The 24018-nt window shown below is 70.3% G+C and carries 24 protein-coding genes; 14 read left to right on the top strand and 10 right to left on the bottom strand.

Annotated elements, in window-relative coordinates; all coding sequences use genetic code 11:
- Positions 1-185: 185 nt before the first annotated feature.
- The 5 genes from leuD to V5F75_RS11320 form a co-directional block, all read right to left on the bottom strand.
- Positions 186-791, bottom strand: a complete 606-nt coding sequence (gene leuD / locus V5F75_RS11340) for a 3-isopropylmalate dehydratase small subunit (protein WP_394034957.1) — start codon at positions 789-791, stop codon at positions 186-188.
- 73 nt (positions 792-864) lie between these two features.
- The gene (locus V5F75_RS11335) at positions 865-1425 is read right to left on the bottom strand and encodes a cytochrome b (protein WP_394034956.1); all 561 of its coding nucleotides are present in this window, start codon (positions 1423-1425) and stop codon (positions 865-867) included.
- Positions 1426-1486: 61 nt separating this feature from the next.
- Positions 1487-1930 carry a metallopeptidase family protein gene (locus tag V5F75_RS11330; RefSeq protein ID WP_509212061.1) on the bottom strand — a complete coding sequence of 148 codons (444 nt, stop codon included), beginning with the start codon at positions 1928-1930 and terminating at the stop codon, positions 1487-1489.
- Between the two features lie 333 nt (positions 1931-2263).
- The gene (leuC, locus tag V5F75_RS11325; protein ID WP_394034954.1) at positions 2264-3691 is read right to left on the bottom strand and encodes a 3-isopropylmalate dehydratase large subunit; all 1428 of its coding nucleotides are present in this window, start codon (positions 3689-3691) and stop codon (positions 2264-2266) included.
- A gap of 88 nt (positions 3692-3779) precedes the next feature.
- Positions 3780-3950 carry a hypothetical protein gene (locus V5F75_RS11320; RefSeq protein ID WP_394092753.1) on the bottom strand — a complete coding sequence of 57 codons (171 nt, stop codon included), beginning with the start codon at positions 3948-3950 and terminating at the stop codon, positions 3780-3782.
- A 171-nt stretch (positions 3951-4121) separates the two neighbouring features.
- Here V5F75_RS11320 and V5F75_RS11315 point away from each other — a divergent pair, with 171 nt between their 5' ends.
- Positions 4122-4838 (top strand): MgtC/SapB family protein, encoded by a 717-nt coding sequence (locus tag V5F75_RS11315; RefSeq protein WP_394034952.1) that lies wholly within the window; start codon positions 4122-4124, stop codon positions 4836-4838.
- 5 nt (positions 4839-4843) lie between these two features.
- Here the strand turns inward: V5F75_RS11315 and V5F75_RS11310 are convergent, their stop codons facing one another.
- Positions 4844-5662, bottom strand: a complete 819-nt coding sequence (locus tag V5F75_RS11310; RefSeq protein WP_394034951.1) for a TrmH family RNA methyltransferase — start codon at positions 5660-5662, stop codon at positions 4844-4846.
- A 447-nt stretch (positions 5663-6109) separates the two neighbouring features.
- Here V5F75_RS11310 and V5F75_RS11305 point away from each other — a divergent pair, with 447 nt between their 5' ends.
- From V5F75_RS11305 to V5F75_RS11290, 4 genes are all read left to right on the top strand, one after another.
- Complete coding sequence (locus V5F75_RS11305) at positions 6110-6643, top strand: Hsp20/alpha crystallin family protein (protein ID WP_394034950.1); 534 nt, start codon at positions 6110-6112, stop codon at positions 6641-6643.
- A gap of 304 nt (positions 6644-6947) precedes the next feature.
- Positions 6948-8090 carry an OpgC family protein gene (locus V5F75_RS11300; RefSeq protein ID WP_394034949.1) on the top strand — a complete coding sequence of 381 codons (1143 nt, stop codon included), beginning with the start codon at positions 6948-6950 and terminating at the stop codon, positions 8088-8090.
- Positions 8087-8815: an SGNH/GDSL hydrolase family protein gene (locus V5F75_RS11295; RefSeq protein WP_394034948.1), complete on the top strand. Its 729-nt coding sequence runs from the start codon at positions 8087-8089 to the stop codon at positions 8813-8815. The genes V5F75_RS11300 and V5F75_RS11295 overlap by 4 nt, the downstream gene beginning before the upstream one ends.
- Positions 8816-8994: 179 nt before the next feature.
- Positions 8995-10191: a site-specific DNA-methyltransferase gene (locus V5F75_RS11290; protein ID WP_394034947.1), complete on the top strand. Its 1197-nt coding sequence runs from the start codon at positions 8995-8997 to the stop codon at positions 10189-10191.
- Positions 10192-10203: 12 nt separating this feature from the next.
- Here V5F75_RS11290 and mutY read toward each other — a convergent pair whose 3' ends face one another.
- On the bottom strand, positions 10204-11313 hold the full coding sequence (gene mutY, locus V5F75_RS11285; protein WP_394034946.1) for an A/G-specific adenine glycosylase: 1110 nt from the start codon (positions 11311-11313) through the stop codon (positions 10204-10206).
- A gap of 100 nt (positions 11314-11413) precedes the next feature.
- Between mutY and V5F75_RS11280 the strand changes: the two genes are divergently transcribed.
- Both V5F75_RS11280 and V5F75_RS11275 read left to right on the top strand, forming a co-directional pair.
- Positions 11414-11938 (top strand): DUF721 domain-containing protein, encoded by a 525-nt coding sequence (locus V5F75_RS11280; protein WP_394034945.1) that lies wholly within the window; start codon positions 11414-11416, stop codon positions 11936-11938.
- Between the two features lie 122 nt (positions 11939-12060).
- On the top strand, positions 12061-12720 hold the full coding sequence (locus tag V5F75_RS11275; RefSeq protein WP_393987346.1) for a DsbA family protein: 660 nt from the start codon (positions 12061-12063) through the stop codon (positions 12718-12720).
- A gap of 111 nt (positions 12721-12831) precedes the next feature.
- Here V5F75_RS11275 and V5F75_RS11270 read toward each other — a convergent pair whose 3' ends face one another.
- Entirely contained in the window at positions 12832-13251 is a 420-nt protein-coding gene (locus V5F75_RS11270; RefSeq protein WP_394034944.1) for a tautomerase family protein, read from the bottom strand.
- A gap of 102 nt (positions 13252-13353) precedes the next feature.
- Between V5F75_RS11270 and V5F75_RS11265 the strand changes: the two genes are divergently transcribed.
- From V5F75_RS11265 to V5F75_RS11255, 3 genes are all read left to right on the top strand, one after another.
- Complete coding sequence (locus V5F75_RS11265) at positions 13354-14229, top strand: LysR substrate-binding domain-containing protein (RefSeq protein WP_394034943.1); 876 nt, start codon at positions 13354-13356, stop codon at positions 14227-14229.
- A gap of 77 nt (positions 14230-14306) precedes the next feature.
- Positions 14307-14795, top strand: coding sequence for a DUF6790 family protein (locus tag V5F75_RS11260; protein ID WP_394034942.1), 489 nt, complete (start codon positions 14307-14309; stop codon positions 14793-14795).
- Positions 14796-14825: 30 nt separating this feature from the next.
- A complete protein-coding gene (locus tag V5F75_RS11255) occupies positions 14826-16181 on the top strand; it encodes an ABC1 kinase family protein (protein WP_394034941.1) in 1356 nt (451 codons plus the stop codon).
- A gap of 61 nt (positions 16182-16242) precedes the next feature.
- On the opposite strand, the gene V5F75_RS11250 is transcribed toward V5F75_RS11255, so the two are convergent.
- Positions 16243-16956 (bottom strand): sulfate transporter family protein, encoded by a 714-nt coding sequence (locus tag V5F75_RS11250; protein WP_394034940.1) that lies wholly within the window; start codon positions 16954-16956, stop codon positions 16243-16245.
- Between the two features lie 203 nt (positions 16957-17159).
- Between V5F75_RS11250 and V5F75_RS11245 the strand changes: the two genes are divergently transcribed.
- Genes V5F75_RS11245 through V5F75_RS11235 form a run of 3 tightly spaced genes read left to right on the top strand, consistent with a single transcriptional unit; the run spans position 17160 to position 22261 of the window.
- Positions 17160-17804, top strand: a complete 645-nt coding sequence (locus V5F75_RS11245) for a TetR/AcrR family transcriptional regulator (protein ID WP_394034939.1) — start codon at positions 17160-17162, stop codon at positions 17802-17804.
- 60 nt (positions 17805-17864) lie between these two features.
- Complete coding sequence (locus tag V5F75_RS11240) at positions 17865-19127, top strand: efflux RND transporter periplasmic adaptor subunit (RefSeq protein WP_394034938.1); 1263 nt, start codon at positions 17865-17867, stop codon at positions 19125-19127.
- On the top strand, positions 19127-22261 hold the full coding sequence (locus V5F75_RS11235) for an efflux RND transporter permease subunit (RefSeq protein WP_394034937.1): 3135 nt from the start codon (positions 19127-19129) through the stop codon (positions 22259-22261). The genes V5F75_RS11240 and V5F75_RS11235 overlap by 1 nt, the downstream gene beginning before the upstream one ends.
- Positions 22262-22478: 217 nt before the next feature.
- Here the strand turns inward: V5F75_RS11235 and V5F75_RS11230 are convergent, their stop codons facing one another.
- A complete protein-coding gene (locus V5F75_RS11230) occupies positions 22479-23180 on the bottom strand; it encodes a TetR/AcrR family transcriptional regulator (protein ID WP_394034936.1) in 702 nt (233 codons plus the stop codon).
- A gap of 260 nt (positions 23181-23440) precedes the next feature.
- Between V5F75_RS11230 and V5F75_RS11225 the strand changes: the two genes are divergently transcribed.
- Positions 23441-24013: an OsmC family protein gene (locus tag V5F75_RS11225; RefSeq protein WP_394034935.1), complete on the top strand. Its 573-nt coding sequence runs from the start codon at positions 23441-23443 to the stop codon at positions 24011-24013.
- Positions 24014-24018: the final 5 nt, after the last annotated feature.

Here is a 24018-nt window from a genome sequence, read left to right as displayed (position 1 = left end):
TCAGATTAAGGGAAAGCTGAGGCGGGTCCAGCATTTCCCGCAAATCAGGTCGCATGGTCGCAGGGGGTGCCTGCCGTACCGGGGACTGGAATCCGATTCACATGAAGAACGCGCGTCAAAGACGGCCGCCCGACACAAAAAAGGGCACCCGCCGGGGTGCCCTTCTTTCAAGGGGGGTGCCGTGGTCAGAGCCAGGGCTGCTCGACCGCCTTGGCGGTCTCGTAGGAGGCGATGGCGGGCGCCTTCTCCAGGGTGAGGCCGATGTCGTCCAGGCCCTCCAGCAGGCAGCGCTTGCGGAAGGGGTCGATCTCGAACCGCACCTTGCCGCCGTCGGGCCCGCGAATCTCCTGGGCCGCGAGGTCCACGGTGAGGGTGGCGTTGGCGCCGCGCTCGGCATCCTCGAACAGCTTGTCGAGGTCGTCCTTCGACACCACGATGGGCAGGATGCCGTTCTTGAAGCAGTTGTTGTAGAAGATGTCCGCGAACGAGGTGGAGATCACGCAGCGGATGCCGAAGTCGAGCAGCGCCCAGGGTGCATGCTCACGCGAGGAGCCGCAGCCGAAATTGTCGCCCGCCACCAGGATCTTCGCCTTGCGATAGGCCGGCTGGTTCAGGACGAAATCGGGATTCTCCGAGCCGTCCTCCTTGTAGCGCATCTCAGAGAACAGGCCAGTGCCGAGGCCCGTGCGCTTGATCGTCTTCAGATACTGCTTGGGGATGATCATGTCGGTATCGACATTGACCAGCTTCAGCGGCGCCGCGACGCCTTCGAGAACGGTGAACTTCTCCATGGAACCTTCCCTCATTCGAACCCTGTCGGCGCGCCGGGCCATGCCCGCCCGGCGCGCGAATTCATGATCGCCCTCAGGCGGCCCCGTCCCGTCCGGGGAGCATCCGCCTCAGCACGTCGTCCTTGAGCACGAAATGGTGCCCGATCGCCGCCGCCGCATGCAGCAGCGCCACGACGACCAGCGCGTTCGCCAGCCATTCGTGCACCTCGATCACCTGCCGCGCGAAGGTGCGGTCCACCGCGATCGGCGAGGGGATCGTGAACAGCGAGAAGAAGGTGACCGCGTCGCCCCGCAGGAAGGCGAGGTAGACGCCCACGAGGGGCGTCGCGATCAGCAGCAGGTAGAGCAGGCCGTGCGCCGCCTCCGAGGCGAGCGCCACCGGGCGGCTGATCTGCGTCGAGGGCGCCGGCACCCGCCCGAAGATGCGGTTGGGGATGCGCACCGCCAGCAGGGCGATCAGCAGCAGGCCGAAGGAAATGTGCAGCCACCAGATCATGAGGCGCGGCGGCGAGCCGCGCTCGAACAGGCCGGTGAGATAGGTGAGGCCGAACACCACGATCACCGCGAGCACGGTGAGCCAGTGCAGCGCCCTGGCGAGGGGCGGATAGCGCGTGAGGGAAGGGTCGACGGACATGGAGGGCTCCTATTTCTGGAACTCTTCTAAAACGGTGCCATAAGCGGGTCCAGCGCCGCGCTCATTCCGCCTCCGCTTCCACGGCGGCCATGTCCTCGTCCGACAGGCCGAAATGATGCCCGATCTCGTGCACCAGCACATGGGCGACGATATCCCCCAGGGTCTCTTCGTGCTCGGCCCAGTAGTCGAGGATGGGGCGGCGATAGAGGAACACCATGTTGGGCATCTGCCCGGTCTGGGCCACGGCCCCGCCCTGCGCCTGCCCCACCCCCTGGAACAGGCCGAGCAGATCGAACGGCGTCTCGGCGCCCAGGGCGTCCAGCACGTCGTCGGTGGGGAAGTCCTCGATCACGATCACCACGTCCGCGCACAGCTTTCGGAAGTCCGCGGGCAGCCGGGCGAAGGCGGCGTGGGCCAGCGCCTCGCACTCGGCGAGGCCGGGCGCCTTCAGATCGTCCCATGCGCGCGCCGGCGCGCGCATCTCCGATTTGCTCCTTGCCGACATGCCCTGCTCCCGAAACACCGACCCGCGCGACCCGCCCCTTATGGTTAAGGAACTCTTAACGGCCCGCGACGTTCACCCTGAAGACAGCGATCAGGAGTGACACCATGCTTCGCAAGCTCGCGGTCGCCGGTGCGCTGGCGACCATTCTTGGAATTGCAGCGTTTTTCGCCCCTCACGAGGCCACCACCGCCGCTGTCGCGCTCAGCGCGTCCGCTCCGGCCTGAACCGGGGATCACGCGGGGGAATCACTTGCCCCGCGCGATCACGTGATCGTGACGAGAGACGCCCCAGCTTTCTCTGGCGCGTCTCCCGGATGCAACGCCGCGTCCGCGCTCAGCCCGCCTTCGGGAAGGCACGCACGTCCACGAAATGCCCGGCGATGGCCGCGGCCGCCGCCATGGCGGGCGACACCAGGTGGGTGCGGCCCTTGAAGCCCTGGCGGCCCTCGAAATTGCGGTTCGAGGTGGAGGCGCAGCGCTCCTCCGGCTTCAGCCGGTCGGCGTTCATGGCAAGGCACATGGAGCAGCCGGGCTCGCGCCACTCGAAGCCGGCGGCGCGGAAGATCTTGTCGAGGCCCTCGGCCTCCGCCTGCTCCTTCACGAGGCCCGAGCCGGGAACCACCATGGCGTTGACGCGCGGGTTCACGGTGTGGCCGGCCACCACCGCCGCGGCGGCGCGCATGTCCTCGATGCGGCCGTTGGTGCACGAGCCGATGAAGACGCGATCGATGCCGATGTCGGTGATCTTCGTGCCGGCGGAAAGGCCCATGTAGGCGAGCGCGCGCTTCTTGGCCGCGCGCTTCACGTCGTCGGCGATCAGCTCCGGATCGGGCACCACGCCTTCCACGGAGATCACGTCCTCGGGGCTGGTGCCCCAGGAGACGATGGGCGGCAGGGCCGCGCCGTCGAGCCGGATCTCGGTGTCGAACACCGCGCCTTCGTCGGTGCGCAGGGTGCGCCAGAAGGCGACCGCCTTCTCCCAGTCCGCGCCCTTGGGCGCCTTGGGGCGGCCCCTGAGATATTCGAACGCCTTCTCGTCCGGCGCCACCAGTCCGGCGCGGGCGCCGCCCTCGATGGACATGTTGCACACCGTCATGCGCCCCTCGACCGAGAGGTCGCGGATGACGTCGCCGGCATATTCGATCACGTAGCCGGTGCCGCCAGCGGTGCCGATGGTGCCGATGATGGCGAGCACAACATCCTTCGCGCCCACGCCTTCGGGAAGCTTCCCGTCGACGGTGACGCGCATGTTCTTCGCCTTCTTCTGGATCAGCGTCTGGGTGGCGAGCACATGCTCCACCTCCGAGGTGCCGATGCCGTGGGCGAGCGCGCCGAAGGCGCCGTGGGTGGAGGTGTGGCTGTCACCGCACACGATGGTGGTGCCGGGCAGGGTGAAGCCCTGCTCGGGGCCCACCACGTGCACCACGCCCTGGCGCTTATCGAAGCCGTCGTAATACTCGATGCCGAATTCCCTGGTGTTCTCGGCCAGGGCGGCGATCTGGGCGACGCTCTCCGGGTCGGGGTTCGGCAGGGTGCGGTCGGTGGTGGGCACGTTGTGGTCCACCACGGCCAGGGTCTTCTGCGGCGCGCGCACCGGGCGGCCGGCCATGCGCAGCCCCTCGAACGCCTGCGGGCTCGTCACCTCGTGCACCAGGTGGCGGTCGATGTAGAGCAGGCAGGTGCCGTCTTCCTGGCGGGCCACCACGTGGTCGTCGAAGATCTTGTCGTACAGGGTGCGCGGGCTGCCGGCGGGTGCGGTCATGGGTCTGTCCTTGGGTCTTAAGCCGAATGGAGGCCGGCGCGCGCATCGGGCGGCCGGTCCGAACAGGAAAGGCGGATGGGAGGGCGCGTCAGCGCCCGAGCACGGCCGAGGCGGCGGTGGTGAAGCGGCCGAAGAAACGGCCCGGCAGGCGCACGTGGTCCGGCACCGCCGCGAATTCCATGGTGGTGCGCGCGAACGGCCCGGCGGCGCAGAAGGCCGCCCGGCTCATGCTCGTGGAATTGGCGCACGCATAGGACATGAAGGGTTTGTAGCAGTTCCACGCTGCCGCGACAATCGTGCGCCGCCACATGCTCCGACACATGAGCGCGATGTGACCGCTTCGCACACCGGCGAAGGGGTATTGCCACGCTGGCGGCCTGCGGCTACGCACCGGCCGGGCCCGGGCGCCCGGCAATGTGGGGGAGACAGCGTGCGTTTCATCGCGGCCTTCGAAATGGCGAGCTTCCTCGATTCCATCATCAGCCTGGGCGCGGCGTTCGTGCTCGGCACCATCATCGGGGCGGAGCGGCAGTATCGCCAGCGCACGGCGGGCCTGCGCACCAATGTGCTGGTGGCGGTAGGGGCGGCCGCGTTCGCGGACCTCGCCAACCGCGTCGGCTCCCCGGAGGACGCCATGCGCGTGGTGGCCAACGTGGTCACGGGCGTCGGCTTCCTGGGCGCCGGCGTCATCATGAAGGAAGGCCTCAACATCCGCGGGCTCAACACGGCGGCCACCCTGTGGTGCTCGGCGGCGGTGGGCTCGTGCACCGGCTCCGACATGCTCGCGGAGGCCCTGCTCATCACCTTCATCATCGTCGCCGGAAACACCGTGCTGCGGCCCCTCGCCGCCTTCATCGACCGCATCCCCATCAACGAGCGCGTCTCGGAGATCACCTACGAGGTGCGGGTCTCCACCGGCACCGCCACGGCCGCCGTGGTGCGGGACCTCGTCAACGACATCCTCGACGCGGCCAAGTACCCGGCTGCCGACCTCGACACCGAGCATGGGGTAGGCGATGGCGTGGACATCGTGGCGCGGCTGGTCAGCACCGCCGTGGACCGCGCCGAGCTGGACGACGTGGTGGAGCGGCTGAAGCACGTGCCCGGCGTCACCTACGCCACTTGGGAGATCACCACCCAGAGCTGACGCCCTCACACCCCCGCCAGGTGGTGCAGCACGATGCCCGACGTGGTGGCGACGTTCAGGCTGTCGAAGCCCGGCGCCATGGGAATGGAGAGGGTGCGCGCGGCGGCGAGCACGTGGGCGGGCAGGCCCGGCCCCTCGGTGCCGAACAGCGCCGCCACCCGCGGCGGCGGCACGAACGCCGAAAGCCGCTCGCGGCCCGAGGGAGAGAGCGCCACCACCGGCACCCCCGCCGCCTCCAGCGCCGCCATCATGGCGGTGGCGTCGGGCACGCGGGCGAAGGGCACGATGAGGCTTGCCCCCACCGAGACGCGGATGGCCTTGCGGTAGAGCGGATCGCAGCTCGCCGCGTCCAGCAGCACCAGATCCGCCCCGAAGGCGGCGGCGTTGCGGAAGATGCCGCCCATGTTGTCGTGGTTGGTGATGCCCGCGACCCCCACCACCAGCGCTCGCGGCCCCAGGCCCGCAAGCAGCGTGCCCGCCTCCGCCGGCGGCCGCGCCGCGCCCAGCGCCAGGATGCCGCGATGGATGGGAAAGCCCACGATGCGGTCCATCACCCCCTGCCCCGCCACATGCACCGGAAACTGCGGCGGCAGGCCCGCCAGCACGTCGCCGAGCCGCTCCGCCTGCCCTTCCGAGAGCAGCAGCGAGAGCAGGCGGTGGCCGTGGGCGGTGCGCCCTTCCGCGTCCACATGGGCCGCGAGGAGGCGCAGCACCACCTCGCCCTCCGCCATGAAGCGACCCTGCCGGCCCACGAGATCACGCTCGCGCACGTCGCGATAGTCGGCGATCCGGGGGTCGTCGGGGTCGGTGATGGGCAGGATCATGGGTGGCAGGCCGGCGGGGAGCGCGGAGAAAGGCCGCGCGGACGGCGCTTTATAGCGGCCGCCCGCCGCGCGCACCATGCCCGCGACGCAACGTCCGGTTTTGACGCACATCAAGGCGGATGGATGCCCGGTGGCGTTGATGGGCTCTGCTGATGAGGCTCATGCGCCACGGAGATGGCCGCATCCCATTGATCCGGGGCACCGCAAGGCCCTGGAAGGCATCCCCCCTTCCAAGGCAGGCGCGGCCGGCACAATGCCGCCATCCTCCGGGCGCATGAAATCAGGGTCGGCACGTCGTCGCGAGCACCGCCTCGCGGGGCGGGCCGGAACGTGTGATCGCGTTCGACTTCGCGCGTCCGGCGCCGGGTTCCATCCCCGGACGGGCGCGCAGCCGATGAGACAGCGGCGGCCCTGCCGCCGGTCATTATCCGCTTGAAGGAGACGATCATGGCCGACATCCAGAAAGTCCCCGTGAATGTTGATCCCAGCCGGGCCGCGGGTCCGGTTTCGGTGCCGTCCGCATCGCCGTTCGACCAGCTGCGGCGCGAGATCGAGCAGGTGTTCGAGAACGTCCGGCTCGGTGCGCTGGGCTTTCCGCTCACGCGCGGCGGGCTCGACTTGCCCTGGCCGCGCCTCGCCGGCTCGGCGCTGGCGCCGGCGGTGGACGTCACCGAGCGCGACGGCGCCTACGAGATCACCGTCGAGCTTCCCGGCATGGAGGAGAAGGACATCGAGGTGAAGCTCGCCAACGGCACCCTCACCATCCGCGGCGAGAAGAGAGAGGAACGGGAGGAGCAGGAGAAGGACTATTACCTCTCCGAGCGCCGCTACGGCGCCTTCTCCCGTGCCTTCAAGGTGCCCGAGGGCGTCGATCCCGAAAAGGTGGAGGCGCGATTCTCCAAGGGTGTGCTCACCGTGGCCCTGCCCAAGAGCGCGCAGGCCCGCAGCCAGGAGAAGACCATCGCGATCAAGGCCGCCTAGGGCATTTTCGAGCGAAGCGGATACCGGTTCGCGTGAAGGAAATGCGTGGCCTCGACAACCTGGAACGTGTTCCGCGCGCGATGGGAGCGGAACACGTTCCGGCGCGCTCAGCGCCCTGGCCTTTCGTCCTCCCTGGCGTCTTCCCCTGGCGCCTTCCCTGGCGTATTCCCCAGGGTGGCCATTGACAACCATTTGAACATGAATCACGCCTAGACATGCTGCATCGCAGCGCGCGCCTTTCCGCTTCGGGGCGGGAACGGGATGGGCGGGCCGGCGTTTCCAGCGAACAGCGGAGGTGGATGCGGTGGCGGATTCGCGCATCGTCAGCATTGATTTCTGGCGCGGCTTCGCCCTGCTCACGATCTTCGTCAATCACATCCCCGGCCACGTCCTCGGTGCCTACACCTTCCGCAACTTCGGGGTGTCGGATGCCGCCGAGCTGTTCGTGCTGCTGGCCGGCGTGTCGGCCGCCTTCGCCTATGCGCGCCCGTTCGAGCCCGGCCGCCGGCTGCGGGTGGGCGCACGCATCGTCACCCGCGCCTTCAACCTCTATGTGGCGCATCTGGCGCTGGTGATGGTGGCGGTGGCGGTCATCGGCGGCTTCGTGGTGGAAACGGCCGATACCCGCGTGCTGGCGTGGTACCACCTGGACGTCATCATGGAGGCGCCGCTGGAATCGCTGGTGGGCATCGCGATGCTCACCTTCCAGCCGGCCTACCTCAACATCCTGCCGCTCTACGTGTGCCTGCTGCTGCTGGCGCCGCTGCTGGTGATGCTCACGCGGCGCTCCATCGCGCTCGCGCTCGGCTTCTCCGCATCGCTCTATCTCGCCACCCAGCTCGCGAGCCTCGGCCCGCCGGTGTGGCCGGGCGCGGGGCGCTGGTATTTCAACCCGCTGGCGTGGCAGCTCCTGTTCACCATCGGGCTCGCCATCGGCGTGGTGCTGGACCGGGGCGGCGCGCGATTCGCGCGGCGCAGCCTCGACATCCTGGCGCCGGCCTACCTGCTGGCGGCGCTGGTGTGGGCGCAGCTCCACTTCCCCCTCTCGCTGGAGGTGTGGCCCCTGCCCGCCTTCATGTGGGATTTCGACAAGTCGTCGCTGGACCTGCCGCGCGTGCTGCACGTGCTGGCGCTCGCCTATTGCGCGGCGCGGCTGCCGGTGGAACGCTGGCTTCGCGCCACCCCCTTCAGCGCGCCGCTCACGCTCATCGGGCGGCACGGGCTGCCGGTGTTCTGCCTGGGCACGGTGCTGAGCCTCGGCGCCCAGGTGCTGCGGCCCGCATTCGATGGCGCTGTGTCGTTTGATTTGTTAATCGTTCTCGTCGGGTTTTCGCTTCAGTGGTTGCTCGCATGGGCGCTCGAATGGCAGAAGGGCGGACGCACGGCGGATGCACGTGCGCGAGGGGAAGGCGCGCCCGCGCCCCGGCCTCTCGCGCCGGGGGCGTGAGGGCGCTTCTGGCCCTGCTCCTGGCCGTCCTTCCCCTGCTGGCGGGGCCGGCGTGGGCGGATATGTCGAAGCCCTGCCGGGTGCCCGACATCCTCCTCACCTTCGACAGCGAGCTGAAGCGCACCGAGCGCCTGGTGGACCGTTCCCAGCCCGTGCGCATCCTGCTCATCGGCCCGCAGCCGGACCGGCAGGCATTCACCCCGCACAAGCGCAGCCGGCTGGAGGTGGAGCTGAACCGCCGCCTGCCCGACATCGCCTTCACCATCATCGAGGAAGGCCCCCAGCCGGGGCTGGCGCGGGAGGATTTCCAGCGCATCCGCAGCGCCATCGAGCAATACGAGCCCGACCTCGTGATCTGGCAGGTGGGCACGGGCGACGCCCTCGCCGCCACCGACCCCGAGGATTTCGGCCACACGCTGGAGCAGGCGTCCGATTATCTGAAGGGACGAAACATCGATCTCGTCCTCATCGATCCGCCGTTCGTGCCCAACGTCTCGCACGAGCAGCTCTACGGCCGCATCGTCAACCAGATCGACGCCGTCTCCGACCAGGAGAAGATGAACGTGGTGCAGCAATACGCGGCCACGAGCTACCTGCTCTCCCAGCCCGCCGCGCCCGGCCAGGCGCCGACACCGGTGAACGGCCCCTCCCCCGCCGAGCAGCGGACCCGCCTGTGCATGCCCGAGCTGGTGGCGGAAGCCATCGTGCGCGCCGTGACGCGGTGATGCGGAGGGCCCGCGACTTGGCGCATGGGCCTTTGCCAAGTCCGCGCTGCGCTTGAGCGAATGCGCCCGGCCCCGGCCGAAGAGCGGGCCGGCGGCACCGGGCGCCGCGCCCTTCACCCCGCCTTAACCCCTTGCAGCCATACTCCCTTTCGTGAGTAAGCGTTGCGTAGGGTTGCGTCATGCGTAGTGTGGTCAAGGGGGCACCCGCGCGGGCGCCCCGCCGGTCCGGCGAGCACCCGAGTGAGTTTGCGTCATTCGCCCCCTTGACCACAAAAACTCCGCCCGCATTGCCTCTCGACGAGGTGCTGGTGGGCGACAGCATCCTGGAGCTGTCCCGGCTGCCGGCCCATTCGGTGGACCTCGTGTTCGCCGATCCCCCGTACAATCTCCAGCTCGGCGGCGTGCTGAAGCGCCCGGACGAGAGCCGCGTGGACGCGGTGGACGACGCCTGGGACCAGTTCGAGAGCTTCCAGGCCTATGACGCCTTCAGCCGCGCCTGGCTCATGGCCGCGCGCCGCGTGCTGAAGCCGAACGGCACGCTGTTCGTCATCGGCTCCTATCACAACATCTTCCGCGTCGGCGCCACGATGCAGGATCTGGGCTTCTGGATCCTCAACGACATCATCTGGCGCAAGGCGAACCCCATGCCCAACTTCCGGGGCCGGCGCTTCACCAATGCGCACGAGACCCTGATCTGGGCCGCGCGCGACGCCGATGCCCGCTACACCTTCAATTACGAGGCGCTGAAGGCCGGCAACGAGGACGTGCAGGTGCGCTCCGACTGGCTGTTCCCCCTGTGCACCGGCCAGGAGCGGCTGAAGGACGAGAAGGGCCGCAAGCTCCATCCCACCCAAAAGCCGGAAGCGCTCCTGGCGCGCATCCTGCTCTCGGCCACCAAGCCGGGCGAGGTGGTGCTCGATCCCTTCTTCGGCTCCGGCACCACGGGCGCCGTGGCCCGGCGCCTGCGCCGCCGCTTCATCGGCATCGAGCGCGAGGAGAGCTATGCCGAGGCCGCCCGCGCCCGCATCGCGGCGGTGGAGCCCCTGCCCGAGCACACCCTGGTCGCCCCCCCGAGCGCGCGGGAAGCGCCGCGCGTCGCCTTCTCCGCCCTCGTGGAGCGCGGGCTGGTGACGCCGGGCGCCGAGCTCACCGACGCCAAGGGCCGCTTCCGCGCCGTGGTGCGGGCGGATGGCACCATCGCCCTTTCGGGAGAGGGGCAGAAGGTGGGCTCCATCCATCGCGTCGGCGCCCTCGCCCAGGGGGCCGAGGCCTGCAACGGCTGGACCTTCTGGCACGTGGAGCAGGACGGCCGGCGCCACCCCATCGACGTGCTGCGCGCCCGCCTGCGCTCGGAAATGGGCATCGCGGCGGAATAGGCCCCGCCCGCGTCAGCCCTTCGGCGGCGGCCGGTCGGCCCGGCCGTGGGCGATCACCTTGCGCATGAGGGAGGGCAGCGCCTCGCCCTCGAAATCGCGCGGCAGCACGAATCGCAGCCCCTCGGGGGCCCCGGCGCCGGCGGGAAGCTCCGCCCGCCACACCGTCATCTCCAGCGCGAAATGCGTGAAGACGTGCCGCACCGTGCCCGGCAGCGCGCGCCAGGGCGCCTTCACCGGCGCATGGCGGGCGGGATCCGTCGGAACCGTCCCCTGCGATGCGGACCAGGGAGTGGCCGGCACCTCGGTCATCTTCGCGAGCAGGCCCTTGTCCGGGCGGGTGCGCAGCAGCACCGCCCCGTCGGCCCGCACGGCCAGGAAGGCGACGGCGGCGCGCTCGGGCTTCGCCGCCTTCTTCTCCTTCAGCGGATAGCGCAGCGCCGTGCCCTCGGCCTCCGCCCGGCAGGCGCCGGTGAAGGGACAGAGCGCGCACGCCGGCGACTTGGGCGTGCAGATGGTGGCGCCGAGGTCCATCATCGCCTGGGCATGGTCTCCCGGACGCGCCCGCGCCACCAGGGCCGCCGCCAGCGCCTTGATGCGCGGCTTCGCCTTCGGCAGCGCCTCCTCCACCGCATGGAGGCGCGAGACCACCCGCTCGATGTTGCCGTCCACCGGGCTCGCCGGCAGGTCGAAGGCGATGGCGGCGATGGCGGCCGCCGTGTAGGGGCCGATGCCCGGCAGGTCCAGCAGTGCCGTCTCGTCGGCCGGGAAGCGCCCGCCGTGGCGCGCCGTCACCGCCTTGGCGCAGGCGTGGAGATTGCGCGCCCGCGCGTAATAGCCGAGCCCCGCCCAGGCCGAGAGCACTTCCTCCAGCGGCGCGGCGGCGAGATGCGTCACGCTGGGCCAGCGCCGCAGGAACGCGCCGAAATAGGGCACCACCGCCTTCACCGTGGTCTGCTGGAGCATGATCTCGGAAAGGAAGACGTGGTAGGGGTCCGCGCGCCGGCCCTTCTCCGCCCGCCACGGCAGGCGGCGGCGGTGGATATCGTACCAGGCGAGCAGGGCTGCGGGGTCGGGCGCCTTGGACGGCCTTGTCCCCGTGGCGGCGGCGGGCGAAGATGTCATGCGCCCAAGGTGGCCGCGCCGGCGCGTCGGAGCAAGGGGCGCGGCTGGGCGCGAGGCGCGTACCGCGCGCTCAACCCACAGCAAGCCGAACCCAGGACCCATGAAAAGCCCAGCCCCCCGCGTCTTCCGCCCGCGCGCCGCGCGCCCGCTCGCCGATTTCGTGGCCCCCACCATCGCCGACGTGTGCGGCAAGGCGGGCTTCTCGGTGGTGGAGGTGGTGACCCACTGGGACGAGATCGTGGGGCCGGATCTCGCCCCTCGCTCCCTGCCCGTGAAGCTGCAATGGGCGCGCGGCAGCGAGACAGAGCCGGCCACGCTGGTGGTGCGGGTGGAGGGTGCCTACGCCATCGAGATGCAATATGCGGCGCCGGTGGTGATCGAGCGCATCAACGTCTATTTCGGCTGGCGCTGCGTGGGGCGAATCGCGCTGCGCCAGGGGCCCGTTCCCCCGCGCCACGCCCGCCCCCGGCCCATGCCGCCGCCGGAACCCGCCACCGTGAGCGCGGTGCGCCGCGAGATCGGCGCCTTCGAGGACGAGGCGCTGGCGGCCTCCCTCGCCCGGCTCGGCGCCCTGGTGCGGCGCGAGCGCCGCGGGCCGGAGGGGGGCCGCAAGGGCGGCTCCTGACCCATCTGTGATCGCGCACCATTTGCCGCCGCCCGCCCGGCATGCTAGCGCGCTGCACATTGGCGTCAGGCCCCTCATTTCACGCGAATTCCCAGCGTTTTCGGCTTCCCATGGAGACGACCATGACCTTCGACCGCCGCCGCGTCCTTGCCGGAGCGGGCGTCGCCGCCCTCCTCGCCGGCTTCGGCCTGCCCCTCACCGCCCATGACGCGAAGGCCCAGTCGGCCGACGTGGCGAAGGTGATGGCGCCGGCCGCGAGCCCCCTCACCGTTCAGGCGCTGGGCAATCCCGACGCGCCGGTGACGGTGGTGGAATACGCCTCCATGACCTGCAGCCACTGCGCGGACTTCCACACCAAGGTGTTCCCGGAACTGAAGACGAAGTATGTCGACACCGGCAAGGTGCGTTTCATCTTCCGCGAGTTCCCCTTCGACCCGGTCGCCACCGCCGCCTTCATGCTGGCGCGCTGCGCCCCGCAGGACAAATACTTCCCCATGGTCTCGACCCTGTTCGAGACGCAGAAGACCTGGGCCTACGGCAAGGACCCGGCGGCCGCCCTGCTCGCCGTGGTGCGCCAGACCGGCATGAGCCAGGCCGAGTTCGAGAAGTGCCTGAGCGACAAGGACCTCGCCCAGAAGGTGCAGGATAGCGCCAAGTATGCCAACACCGAGCTGGGCGTGAACGCCACCCCCACCTTCTTCGTGAACGGCAAGAAGCTCTCCGGCACCCTCGACATCGCCGAGTGGGACAAGGAGCTGGCCCCGCTGCTGGCCGGCAAGTAATCTCCAAGCACGCCTCAAGTCATTCCATCGGAGGCGCCCTTCGACGGGCGGACCAGGAAACAAGAACGGCCCGGAGCCACCGCTCCGGGCCGTTCTGCCGTTCCGGCCTCCTCAGGCCGCAAGGCCCTCCTGCGCGAGGCGCCGCGCGATATAGCGCCGCTCCTGCGTCTGCCCGCCATAGCCGTAGGCGTCGGCCTTCACCTCGCGCACCAGAATGTAGCTTTCCGGGTCGAGGCCCGGCAGCAGGCCCGCCATGGCGGCGAACACCGCCTCCAGATAGGCGGCCTTCTCGTCCTTCGTATTGGTGCCGTCCACCACCAGAATGTCGAGCGAGAAGGAGGACGCCCCCCTCGCCGCCAGCGACACCCCGCCCGTGAACCAGCGCTCCGGAGGAACGAAGGCGACGGACACCGCCGTCACGGCGGGGTCCTTGCGCAGGATGCGGGCGGTGAGCGCGCTCAGGGTTTCGGCCACGGCGGCGGCCAGAGCGTCGTCGGGCGCGGCGGAAAGGGTCACGTTCAGCAAGGGCATGGGCGCCTCCTTTGGTGCTCGGGGGATGGGCTCACCCTAGCCGGCGCTCATCCATGAAAAAAATTGAATTCAAAAATTCAACTCTTTTGCTAATCTCATGGAATGATCCGGAACCTCGATCTCGATCTCCTGCGCAGCTTCGTGGCGGTGGCGGAGCTGGGCTCCATCTCCTCCGCGGCGCGGCGGGTGGGGCGCAGCCAGTCGGCCGTGAGCCTCCAGATGGACCGCCTCGCCGATACGCTCGGTTTCCCGGTGCTGGCGCGCAAGGGGCGCGGCGTGGTGCCCACCCCGCGCGGCGGCGCCTTCCTGGATGACGCCCGCCGCCTGCTCGACCTCAACGACCAAGTGCTCACCCAGCACGTCCACGGCAGCTTCGCCCAGCCGCTGCGGCTGGGCTTCGTGCAGGATGTGGGCGAGGCGGTGATGCAGCGCATCCTGGCGCGGGTGGCCTGCTCCTTCCCCCAGGCGCCCATCACGGTGCGGGTGTGCTCCACCGCCGCCATGCTGGAAAAGCTGATGGTGGAGGAGCTGGACCTCACCGTGGGCTTCCGCCACGACACCGACCTGCCCTCCACCGTGCTGCTGCGCGAGCCCATGGTGTGGATCGCCGCGCGCCACCTGAGGCTCGACCGAGAGGCGCCGGTGCCGCTGGTGCTGTTCGAGAACCCCTGCGTCTGCCGCAGCGCCGCCATCGCCGCGCTGACGGCGGCCGGGCGCGGCTTCCGCATCGCCTTCACCAGCCCTTCCCTGCCAGGGCTCATGGCGGCGGTGGGCGCCGGGCTCGGTGTCACCGTGCGCTCGCCCCGCTCGCTGCGGCACGATCTCGCGGTGGTGAACGACCTCGCCACCGCGCCGCTGCCGAACATGGAGTTCGTGCTTTATGCGCGGCCCGGCGCCCGCACCGCCGCCTTCATGAAGGTGGAGGAGATCCTCGGCGAGGAGATCCGCCGCGAGCATCCGCTCTACGCCGTGGCCTGAAGCTTGGCACATGTTGCGCTGGCGATGGGGCGCGCGATCTGTCACCTTGCGGCGCAGCACGGCGGGAGGCTTCGCGCATGGTGTTCTGGGTCCCGATCATCTCCTGGGCGGCGGCCCTGGCCTGCGCCCTCCTCGCCATCGCCCGCGCCCCGGCGCCGCGCACCTTCGGCCTGATCGCGGACCGGCTCATGCGCTACATCTGCCTGTTCCCGCTGGGGCTCATGGGGCTGTGGGGCGCCCTCGGCCACATCGCCTTCGCGCAGGAAGCGGCGCGCGCCATCGGCTGGGCGCCGAGCCCATTCCAGTTCGAGGTGGGGGTGGCGAATCTGGGCATCGGCCTCGCGGGCGTCATCGCCGCCATCTCTTCCAATCGGGGCTTCCGGGCCGGGGTGGCGGTGGTGGCCGCGGGCTTCCTGGGCGGCGCGGCGGTGGGCCACCTCGTGCAGATCTTCGAGACCGGAAACATGGCGGCCGGGAATGCCGGCCCCATCCTCTACACCGATGTGCTCACCCCCCTGTCGCTGCTGGTGCTGCTCGCGCTCACGGCGCGGACGGCGCGAAGCTGAGGCCGGGGCCCCGGCGCGGCGGAGGCAAGCATGGCTGACGACGAGAGAAACCGCTTTTCGGCCCGCGCCGCGCGCTACGCGAAGGTGGGCGCCAACGTGGGCGGGGTTGCCGCGCGCATCGCCGGCAACCGGCTGCTCGGCCGCGCCGACCGCGAGGGAGACAACGCCGCCGCCCTCGCATCCGCCCTCGGCGGGCTCAAGGGCCCGTTGATGAAGGTGGCCCAGCTCATGGCCACGGTGCCGGACCTCCTGCCCCCCGAATACGCGGCCGAGCTGCGGCGCCTGCAATCGGACGCCCCGCCCATGGGCTGGTCGTTCGTGAAGCGGCGCATGAGCGCCGAGCTGGGCCGCGACTGGGAGAAGCGCTTCGCCCGCTTCGAGCACCAGCCTTCCGCCGCCGCCTCCCTCGGCCAGGTGCACAAGGCGGTGACCCTCGACGGCGAGACCGTGGCTTGCAAGCTCCAGTACCCGGACATGCAGGCGGCGGTGGAAGCGGACCTGACGCAGCTCCAGATCCTGTTTTCCCTGCACCGGCGCATGGATTCCACCCTCGACACGCGGGAGATCGCCACCGAGATCGGCGCGCGCGTGCGCGAGGAGCTGGACTACCGGCGCGAGGCCCGCCACGCCGCCCTCTACACCTTGATCCTGAAGGACGAGCCGCGGGTGCGCGTGCCCTCCGTGCGGGCCGATCTCTCCACCGGCCGCCTGCTCACCATGCAGTGGCTGGAGGGCGAGAAGATCCTCGCCTTCACCCGCCACACCCAGGCCGAGCGCAACACACTGGCGCAGGCGCTGTTCACCGCCTGGTGGCAGCCCTTCAGCCGGTTCGGCGTCATCCACGGCGACCCGCACCTGGGCAACTACACCGTGTTCTTGGACGAGGCCGGCCATCCGGCGGGCATCAACCTCCTGGACTACGGCTGCATCCGCATCTTCCCGCCCTCGTTCGTGGCGGGGGTGGTGGACCTCTATCGCGGCCTTTTGGAAGGGGATGCGGCGCGGGTGGTGCACGCCTACGAGACCTGGGGCTTCAAGGGCCTCAACCGCGACCTGATCGACGCGCTCAACATCTGGGCGCGCTTCATCTACGGCCCCTTGATGGACGACCGTGTCCGCACCATCGCCGACGGCGTGGCGCCCGGCCAATACGGCCGCAAGGAGGCGTTCAAGGTGCACACGGAGCTGAAGCGTCTGGGGCCGGTGACGGTGCCGCGCGAGTTCGTGTTCATGGATCGGGCGGCGGTGGGCCTCGGCGCGGTGTTCCTGCACCTGCGCGCGCAGCTCAACTTCCACCGCCTGTTCGAGGCCGCCATCGGCGATTTCGACGCGGGCCGGGTGGCCGTGCGCCAGATGGCGGCGCTCGCCGCCACCGGCCTGCACTGAGGGGCGGCGCCGCGCGCCCGTGAGCGAACCCCGCTCTGGCCAGCGACCGGAGCCGATGCGATCAGAGCGCCCGGCCCTCGATGACGAGCCCGCCATCGGGCCCGCGCCGGGCCGGCAGGGGCGCGAGGCGGCGGTGCAGGTGCACCATGAAGGCGGTGCCGAACACCGGCACGATGAGGTTCAGCACCGGCACCAGCAGGATCGGCGTCATCACGAGGCCGGCGATGAACACCGCGGTGGCGTTGGCCTGCCGCAGGGCGCGCGCCTCCTCCGGGCTGCGGTAGCGCATGGCGGCCAGCTCGAAATATTCCCGGCTGATGAGATAGGCATTGGCCACGAAGAAGATGACCACGTTCACCCCCGGCACCAGCAGCAGCAGCAGGGCGGCGAGGTTCACCGCCAGCACCACGCCGAAGAAGCGCAGCGAATAGAGCAGCGAGCGCAGCACCGGCTGCGGCACGCCGCGCGGGTCCTGCGGATAGCTCGCTGCCTCCACCTTCTCGGCCACCTCGTCCAGGAACAGGCCGGCCACCAGGGAGGACACCGCCGGCACCAGATAGAACACCCCGAACACCAGGCCGAGCCCCGCCACCACCGCCAGCGTGGTCTCGATCCAGGGATAGGAGGGCACCTCGACGAAGCGGGTCAGCGCCGCCTCCAACCCGATGGCGAGCACCACCAGCAGGCCGAGGGCGAGGCCGACGGAACGCAGCAGCACGCCGCGCAGCAGGGGCGAGAAGGTCTGGCGCAGGGCTTCGAGGGCGGCGGCTAGCATGGGGCTTCGGGCTCCGGTGTCCGGCGAGAGGTAGGCGTTCCCGCCGCCGGGCTCAAGGGGCGGCGCCGCGCCGCAGCATGCGAACGAACGTTCGCTCTTGCCGGATGGAGCGGAAAGACGGTAGAAGCGCACTGAATGTGAACGAACGTTCGCTCACACCCTGGCGCCACGGCCCGCCGCCGGAACCGGAAACCGCTGCGAAGATGGCATCGCTCCCCACCGCGCGCCCCCACGCACCCCCTGCCGCGCCGCCGGCCGCCGCCGACCGGCGCGCGGAGCAGCGTCGGCGCATTCTTTCCGCGGCCATGGCCTGCTTCGCGCGGGAAGGGTTCCACGCCACCTCCATGCAGAAGATCTGCGCCGAGGCGGGCATGAGCCCGGGTGCCTTCTATCGCTACTTCCGCTCCAAGGAGGAGCTGATCGCCGCCATCGTCGCCGACGAGCGCAGCGCGCGCCAGCACCTGCTGGACGAGCTGGCGCAGGCCCCCTCGGTGCTGGACGCGCTGACGGACTGCATGCGGCTGATGCTGAACGAGCCCTCCCTGCCCACCGTGCAGCTCGGGCCGGAGATCATGGCCGAGGCGATCCGCAACACCGCCCTGCGCGAGGCCATCGAGCCCGCCGACGAGGAGGCCCGCGCCCAGCTGCGCGTGGCCCTCGGCGCCGCCATGGCGCGGGACGAGATCGACCCCGCCCTCGATCTCGACGACGTGATGATCATGCTCCAGGCCATGGCCGACGGGCTGATCCTGCACCACCAGCTCCATCCGGCCTGGAACGTGGCGGCGCGCGTCGATGCCCTCACGGCCCTGGTGCGCCGGATGCTCGCGCCCCGCACGCGGGACTGAGCCGCCATGACGCACCGTCCTTCCCGCCCCCTCCCCTGCCCCCGTCACGGGAATGCCGCCGTGGCCCGGCAGGGTGCCTTCCGCTTTCCGAACGAGGTTCGCTCCACCATGCCCGCCTTCGCCCGCCGCGCCCGCGCTCTCGCGCTCGCCACCTGCCTTCTGGGAACAGCGGGCAGCGCCTTCGGGGCAGCTCCCGTGCGCGCGGAGGGCGGACAGGCGGCCGCCGCCCCCGCGGCGCTCACCGTCTCGGTGCTGCGCCCGCGCCGCGAGACCCTGCCGGAAACCCTTCTCGTGACCGGCTCCCTGCTCCCGCGCGAGGAGATCGAGGTGGGGCCTGAGGTGGAGGGCCTGCGCCTGGAGAGCATCCTGGTGGAAGCCGGCGACCGGGTGGCGAAGGACCAGGTGCTGGCCCGCCTCTCCCGCGAGGTGCTCGACACCCAGCTCGCCCAGAACACCGCCAGCGCCGCCAAGGCGAAGGCCGCCATCGCCCAGCAGCGCGCCGCCCTCGACCAGGCCATCGCCCAGCAGACCGAGGCCGCCGCCGCCGTGGACCGCGCCCGCAAGCTGCGCGTGACCGGCACCGCCTCGCAGGAGACGCTGGACGAGCGCGAGCGCGCCGTGAAGGTCGCCACCGCGCAGGTGGCCGCCGCCCAGGAAAGCCTCGCGGCGGCCGAGGCGGAAGCCGTGCTGGTGAAGGCCCAGCGCGACGAGATCGAGGTGAAGCTCAAGCGCACCGAGATCCGCGCGCCGAAGGCCGGCATCATCCTCTCCCGCACCGCCAGGGTGGGCGCCATCGCCCTCTCCGCGCGCACCGCGCCCCTGTTCCGCATCGCCGAGGACGGCGCCATCGACCTCGACGCCGAGGTGCCCGAGGGCGCCATGCCGCACATGAAGACCGGCCTTTCGGCCGAGGTGACCCCCGCCGGCTTCGACACGCCGGTTCCCGGCACCGTCCGGCTGGTCTCGGCGGAGGTGGACAAGGCCTCGCGCCTCGGCCGCGCCAAGATCGCCCTGCCCGCCGATCCGCGCCTGAAGCCCGGCGCCTATGCCCGCGCGCAGGTGACCCTCGGTGCCCGCGAGGGGCTGGTGGTGCCCCAGTCGGCCGTGATGTTCGATGCCGACGGCGCCTATGTGCTGGTGGTGAGCGACGGCACGGTGGCGGCGCGGCGCATCACCCCCGCGCTCAAGAGCCGCGGCAGCGTGCTGGTCTCGCAGGGGCTCTCCGGCGACGAGCATGTGGTGTCCCGCGCCGGCGGCTTCCTGCGCGAGGGCGACAGGGTCAACCCGGTGGAAGCCCCGCTCTCCCTGGGCGAGGCGCGCTGATGGCCATCAACATCTCCGCCTGGGCCATCCGCAAGCCCGTCCCCACCCTGGTCCTGTTCGTCATCCTCACGGTGCTCGGCCTGGTGCACTTCCGCACCCTGCCGGTGACGCAGATGCCGAACATCGACGTGCCCATCGTCATGGTCACCATCACCCAGACCGGCGCCGCGCCGAGCGAGCTGGAAACCCAGGTGACCAAGAAGGTGGAGAATTCCATCGCCGGCGTGTCGGGGGTGAAGCACATCACCTCCTCCATCTCCGAGGGCACCAGCGTCACCACCGTGGAGTTCCACCTGGAGACCCAGGTGGACCGCGCGGTGAACGACACCCGCGACGCGGTCACCAAGATCCGCTCCGAGCTGCCGCGCTCCATCGATGAGCCGCTGATCCAGCGGGTGGACATCGAGGGCCTGCCCATCGTCACCTTCGCGGTCTCCTCCCCCTCCATGAGCACGGAGGAGATGTCCTGGTTCGTGGACGACACCATCGCCCGTGCCCTGCAGGGGGTGCGGGGCGTCGCCCAGGTGAAGCGCGAAGGCGGGCTCGACCGCGAGATCCGCATCGCCCTCGATCCCGACCGGCTGATGGCGCTGGGCGTCACCGCCGCCGAAGTCAGCCGCCAGCTGCGCGCCACCAATCTCGACGTCTCCGGCGGGCGCGGCGAGGTGGGCACCCAGGAGCAGTCCATCCGCACCCTGGCCGGCGCGGGCAGCGTGGACGACCTAGCGGAAACGCGCATCGTCCTTTCCAACGGCCGCTATGTGCGCCTCAAGGATCTCGGCACCGTCACCGACGGGGCGGCCGAGCCGCGGGTGTTCGCCCGGCTCGACGGCAAGAACGTGGTGGCCTTCGGCGTCTACCGTGCCAAGGGCTTCTCGGACGTGACCGTCTACGACCGGGTGCAGGAGGCGGTCGGCAGCCTGCGCGCCCTGCACCCCGACGTCACCGTCACCGAGATCGACACCACCGTGCGCTACACCAAGGCGGACTACCAGTCCGCCATGCACACCCTCATCGAGGGCGCCATCCTGGCGGTGATCGTGGTGTTCATCTTCCTGCGCGACTGGCGCGCCACCATCATCACCACCCTCGCCATCCCGCTCTCCATCCTGCCGACCTTCTCGGTGATGGACATGCTGGGCTTCTCGCTCAACGGGGTGAGCCTGCTCGCCATCACGCTCGTCACCGGCATCCTGGTGGACGACGCTATCGTCGAGATCGAGAACATCGTGCGCCACATGCGGCAGGGCAAATCCCCCTACCGCGCCGCCATCGAGGCGGCGGACGAGATCGGCCTCGCGGTGGTGGCGACCACGCTCACCATCGTGGCGGTGTTCGCGCCGGTGTCGTTCATGGGCGGCATCGCGGGGCAGTATTTCAAGCAGTTCGGCCTTACCGTAGCGATCGCGGTGCTGTTCTCGCTGGCGGTGGCGCGGCTGGTCACGCCGCTGCTCGCCGCCTACTTCCTGCGCGACAGCGGCCACCGCCACACCCACGACGGGCCGGTGATGGCCGGCTACATGCGGCTGCTGAACTGGTCGCTCCACCACCGCTTCCTCACCATCGCCATGGGGCTCGGCATCTTCGTCGGCACCATCTTCCTCTCGGCACTGCTGCCCTCCGGCTTCCTGCCCACCAACGACATCTCCCGCTCCATGGTCTCCATCGAGCTGCCGCCGGGCACCACGCTCGCGGAGACGCAGGGCGTGTCGGATCGCATCACCCGCATGCTGTTGGAGCGGCCGGAGGTGGCGAACGTCTTCTCCACGGCCGGCGCCGGGGGCGCGGGCGGGCTCGCCATGCTGGCCGGCGAGGTGCGCAAGGCGCAGATCGTCATCAACCTGAAGCCACGCGCCGAGCGGGCCCTGGACCAGAAGGCCTTCGAGGCCTCGTTCAACACGGCGCTCGCCGCCATCCCCGACATGCGCTTCACCTGGAGCTCCAACGGGCAGGCGGCCCAGCGCGGCTTCCAGATGGTGCTCTCCGGAAACGACGGCGAGGCGGTGGAGAAGGCCGCCCTCGCCCTCGAAAAGGAGATGCGCCACGGGGTGCCGGTGCTCACCAACGTGGTCTCCTCCGCCGCCCTGGACCGGCCGGAGATCCGCATCGTGCCCAAGCTGGACGAAGCGGCGGAGCTGGGCGTCTCCGTGGACACCATCGCCGAGACGGTGCGCATCGCCACCATCGGCGACGTCTCCGCCAACCTCGCCAAATTCTCCGCCAAGGACCGGCAGATCGACATCCGCGTGCAACTCGACGAGAAGGCGCGCACCGCCCTGTCCACCTTCGACGCCCTGAAGGTGCCCACCGCCTCCGGCGGCGCGGTGCCGCTCTCGGCGGTGGCGGACATCCAGTTCGGCAAGGGCCCCACCGCCCTCGACCGCTACGACCGCGCCCGCCGCATCGCGGTGGAGGCGGACCTCGTGGGCGACACCCCCCTCGGCACCGCCGTGGATGCGGTGAAGGCCCTGCCCACCGCCCGCGACCTGCCCCCCGGCGTGACCCTCAAGGAGGCGGGCGACGCCGAGATCATGGGCGAGGTGTTCACCGGCTTCGCGCTCGCCATGGGCGCCGGGCTCATGCTGGTGCTCGCGGTGCTGGTGCTGTTGTTCCACGACGTGCTGCAGCCCATCACCATCCTCATCTCGCTGCCGCTCTCGGTGGGCGGGGCGTTCATCGCGCTGCTCATCACCGGCAACTCCGTCTCCATGCCGGTGGTGATCGGCTTCCTGATGCTCATGGGCATCGTGACCAAGAACGCCATCCTGCTGGTGGATTTCGCCATCGAGTCCATCAAGCAGGGCGCGGACCGCTTCACCGCCTTGATGGAGGCCGGGCACAAGCGGGCGCAGCCCATCGTCATGACCACCATCGCCATGGCGGCGGGCATGCTGCCCTCGGCCCTGGCGCTGGGCGAGGGCGGTGGCTTTCGCGCGCCCATGGCCATCGCGGTCATCGGCGGGCTCATCACCTCCACCGTGCTGTCGCTGGTGTTCGTGCCGGCGGTGTTCACGGTGATGGACGACCTGAGCCGCCTGCTCGGCCGCCTGTTCGGCCGCTTCGTGGGCGGCAGGGACGAGCCTGACGAACACGCCGGGCACGGCACCGGCCGCCCCGTGCATCCGGCGGAATAGCCCGGAGCGTCTTCGTCACCGGCCGTGCGGGCGCGTTGCTCCGCCGGCCACGAGGCTCCCTCTCCCCGCGCGGGGAGAGGGCCTGGAAAGCGCCGCAGGGGCGCCTCCCCGAGGCCCAGCCCACATCTTCGTCCCTCCGGCGGAAAAACGCAGCGCCGCCCGTCTCAGGCGGCGTTCCGGTGGCGATGGTCGGGCGAAACGCCGGCCGCGGGAGCCCTCAGGCGGCTTCGGCGCACAGCCCGCGCAGCAGCACGTCGGCGCTCTGGCCCGCCAGCAGGGCCACGTTGGAATCCTTGGTAATCATGGCGGCGACGATCGCGCCGTCGATCAGCAGGCCGAGCTGGTGGGCGAGGCCGTGCGGATCGCGCGCGCCGGCCTTGGCGGCGAGCTCGGTCAGCGTGTCCAGCACCACTTTCTTGTGGTTGAGCGCGATCTGGCGCATGCGGTCGTCGCGCTTGTCGGTCTCGGCCACGGCGTTGATGAAGGGGCAGCCGAAGAAGGCGTCGTCGTTGAACCACTCGCGCAGCACCGGGAACACGCGCCGCAGGCGCGCCTGCGGCGTTGCCTCCCCTTTCAGCAGCTCGCCTATGAACCAATCACGCCAGGCGGCCCCCTCCTTCTCCAGCACTGCCTCCACCAGCCGCTCCTTGGAGCCGAAGGTCTTGTAGAGCGTCGCCTTGGCGGTGGCGGCCTCCGCCACCACGGCATCCACGCCCACGGCGGTGATGCCGTATTGGCAGAAGAGGCGGGTGGCGGCGGCGATGATGCGGTCGCGCGCCTTGGGCTCCGCGCCCTCGGCGCTCTGCGCGGGGGCGCCATGGGGATTGCGCGGCTTGGACGGCGCGGCCGTGGCGGGCGCCGCCGGAACAGGCGCGGCCTTCGAGGCCGTGCGGGAGGGGGGATTGGTCAAGCGCGCCATCTTCGCCTTCGCTCTTTCCTGAAGCAGATCCTGCATCGGGCCTCGCCACTCTGCCGCATTTGCAGGCAAAAAGACAGACCTGTCTGACTACATCTAGCAGGGATCGTGCCGAGACGCAGCCGGCGAATCCCGGCGGGAATGTAGGCCACATGGGCGCTTGAGGCGATTCTCCGAAATCATGGCCGCAGCTCCGTCCGCTTGGCACGCCATCTGCATAAGACAGACCGGTCTGTCTGCACAGGCGCACCAAGGAGATTGAGATGTCTGCACCCGCCCCCAACACCGTGCTCACCGGCTGCCTCGCGCCGGAAGTGGCCACGGGTTGCCTCGCCCCCATCAGCAAGGACGGCCTCGACAAGCTGATCGAAGCCGGCAAGGCCGATCCGAAGGTCATCAAGACCCTCAAGTGCAAGACGGTGGCCGAGGGCCGCTTCCGCCACGCCAACTACATCCGCAGCCTGCCCCCCTACATCGTGGATGAGCCTCCGGGACTGCTGGGCGACGACACCGCCCCCAATCCCTCCGAGGCCTCCCTGGCCGCGCTCGGCTCCTGCATCGCGGTGGGCCTGCACGCCAACGCCATCCACCGCGGCTGGACCGTGCGCAAGCTGGAGCTGCACCTGGAAGGCGACCTCAACATCACCGCCGTGTGGGGCACGGGCGACGTGAGCGAGAAGCCGGTGGGCTTCACCGACGTGCGCATCAAGGTGGAGATGGAGTGCGACGGCGTCTCCACGGAGGAGATCGACGCCCTCATCGCCCACGTGAAGAAGTGGTCGCCGGTGGCCAACACCTTCGTCCGCCCGGTGAACCTCGAGGTCGGCCTGTCCTGAGCCCC

The organism is Xanthobacter albus, from assembly GCF_043194895.2.
Taxonomy (GTDB): domain Bacteria; phylum Pseudomonadota; class Alphaproteobacteria; order Rhizobiales; family Xanthobacteraceae; genus Xanthobacter.
The sequence above is the reverse complement of the archived record's forward strand: the minus strand, read 5'-3'. Positions and strand labels throughout refer to the sequence as shown.

Excerpts from the sequence above, each read along its gene's own strand:
- mutY (WP_394034946.1), bottom strand. The coding sequence starts at position 11,313 with ATGACATCTTCGCCCGCCGCCGCCACGGGGACAAGGCCGTCCAAGGCG.
- V5F75_RS11225 (WP_394034935.1), top strand. The coding sequence starts at position 23,441 with ATGTCTGCACCCGCCCCCAACACCGTGCTCACCGGCTGCCTCGCGCCG.
- V5F75_RS11280 (WP_394034945.1), top strand. The coding sequence starts at position 11,414 with ATGAAAAGCCCAGCCCCCCGCGTCTTCCGCCCGCGCGCCGCGCGCCCG.
- V5F75_RS11335 (WP_394034956.1), bottom strand. The coding sequence starts at position 1,425 with ATGTCCGTCGACCCTTCCCTCACGCGCTATCCGCCCCTCGCCAGGGCG.
- V5F75_RS11320 (WP_394092753.1), bottom strand. The coding sequence starts at position 3,950 with ATGTCCTATGCGTGCGCCAATTCCACGAGCATGAGCCGGGCGGCCTTC.
- V5F75_RS11250 (WP_394034940.1), bottom strand. The coding sequence starts at position 16,956 with ATGCTAGCCGCCGCCCTCGAAGCCCTGCGCCAGACCTTCTCGCCCCTG.
- V5F75_RS11235 (WP_394034937.1), top strand. The coding sequence starts at position 19,127 with ATGGCCATCAACATCTCCGCCTGGGCCATCCGCAAGCCCGTCCCCACC.
- V5F75_RS11305 (WP_394034950.1), top strand. The coding sequence starts at position 6,110 with ATGGCCGACATCCAGAAAGTCCCCGTGAATGTTGATCCCAGCCGGGCC.
- V5F75_RS11255 (WP_394034941.1), top strand. The coding sequence starts at position 14,826 with ATGGCTGACGACGAGAGAAACCGCTTTTCGGCCCGCGCCGCGCGCTAC.
- V5F75_RS11275 (WP_393987346.1), top strand. The coding sequence starts at position 12,061 with ATGACCTTCGACCGCCGCCGCGTCCTTGCCGGAGCGGGCGTCGCCGCC.
- V5F75_RS11310 (WP_394034951.1), bottom strand. The coding sequence starts at position 5,662 with ATGATCCTGCCCATCACCGACCCCGACGACCCCCGGATCGCCGACTAT.
- V5F75_RS11290 (WP_394034947.1), top strand. The coding sequence starts at position 8,995 with ATGCGTAGTGTGGTCAAGGGGGCACCCGCGCGGGCGCCCCGCCGGTCC.
- leuC (WP_394034954.1), bottom strand. The coding sequence starts at position 3,691 with ATGACCGCACCCGCCGGCAGCCCGCGCACCCTGTACGACAAGATCTTC.
- V5F75_RS11330 (WP_509212061.1), bottom strand. The coding sequence starts at position 1,930 with ATGTCGGCAAGGAGCAAATCGGAGATGCGCGCGCCGGCGCGCGCATGG.
- V5F75_RS11245 (WP_394034939.1), top strand. The coding sequence starts at position 17,160 with ATGGCATCGCTCCCCACCGCGCGCCCCCACGCACCCCCTGCCGCGCCG.
- V5F75_RS11260 (WP_394034942.1), top strand. The coding sequence starts at position 14,307 with ATGGTGTTCTGGGTCCCGATCATCTCCTGGGCGGCGGCCCTGGCCTGC.
- V5F75_RS11230 (WP_394034936.1), bottom strand. The coding sequence starts at position 23,180 with ATGGCGCGCTTGACCAATCCCCCCTCCCGCACGGCCTCGAAGGCCGCG.
- V5F75_RS11270 (WP_394034944.1), bottom strand. The coding sequence starts at position 13,251 with ATGCCCTTGCTGAACGTGACCCTTTCCGCCGCGCCCGACGACGCTCTG.
- V5F75_RS11265 (WP_394034943.1), top strand. The coding sequence starts at position 13,354 with ATGATCCGGAACCTCGATCTCGATCTCCTGCGCAGCTTCGTGGCGGTG.
- leuD (WP_394034957.1), bottom strand. The coding sequence starts at position 791 with ATGGAGAAGTTCACCGTTCTCGAAGGCGTCGCGGCGCCGCTGAAGCTG.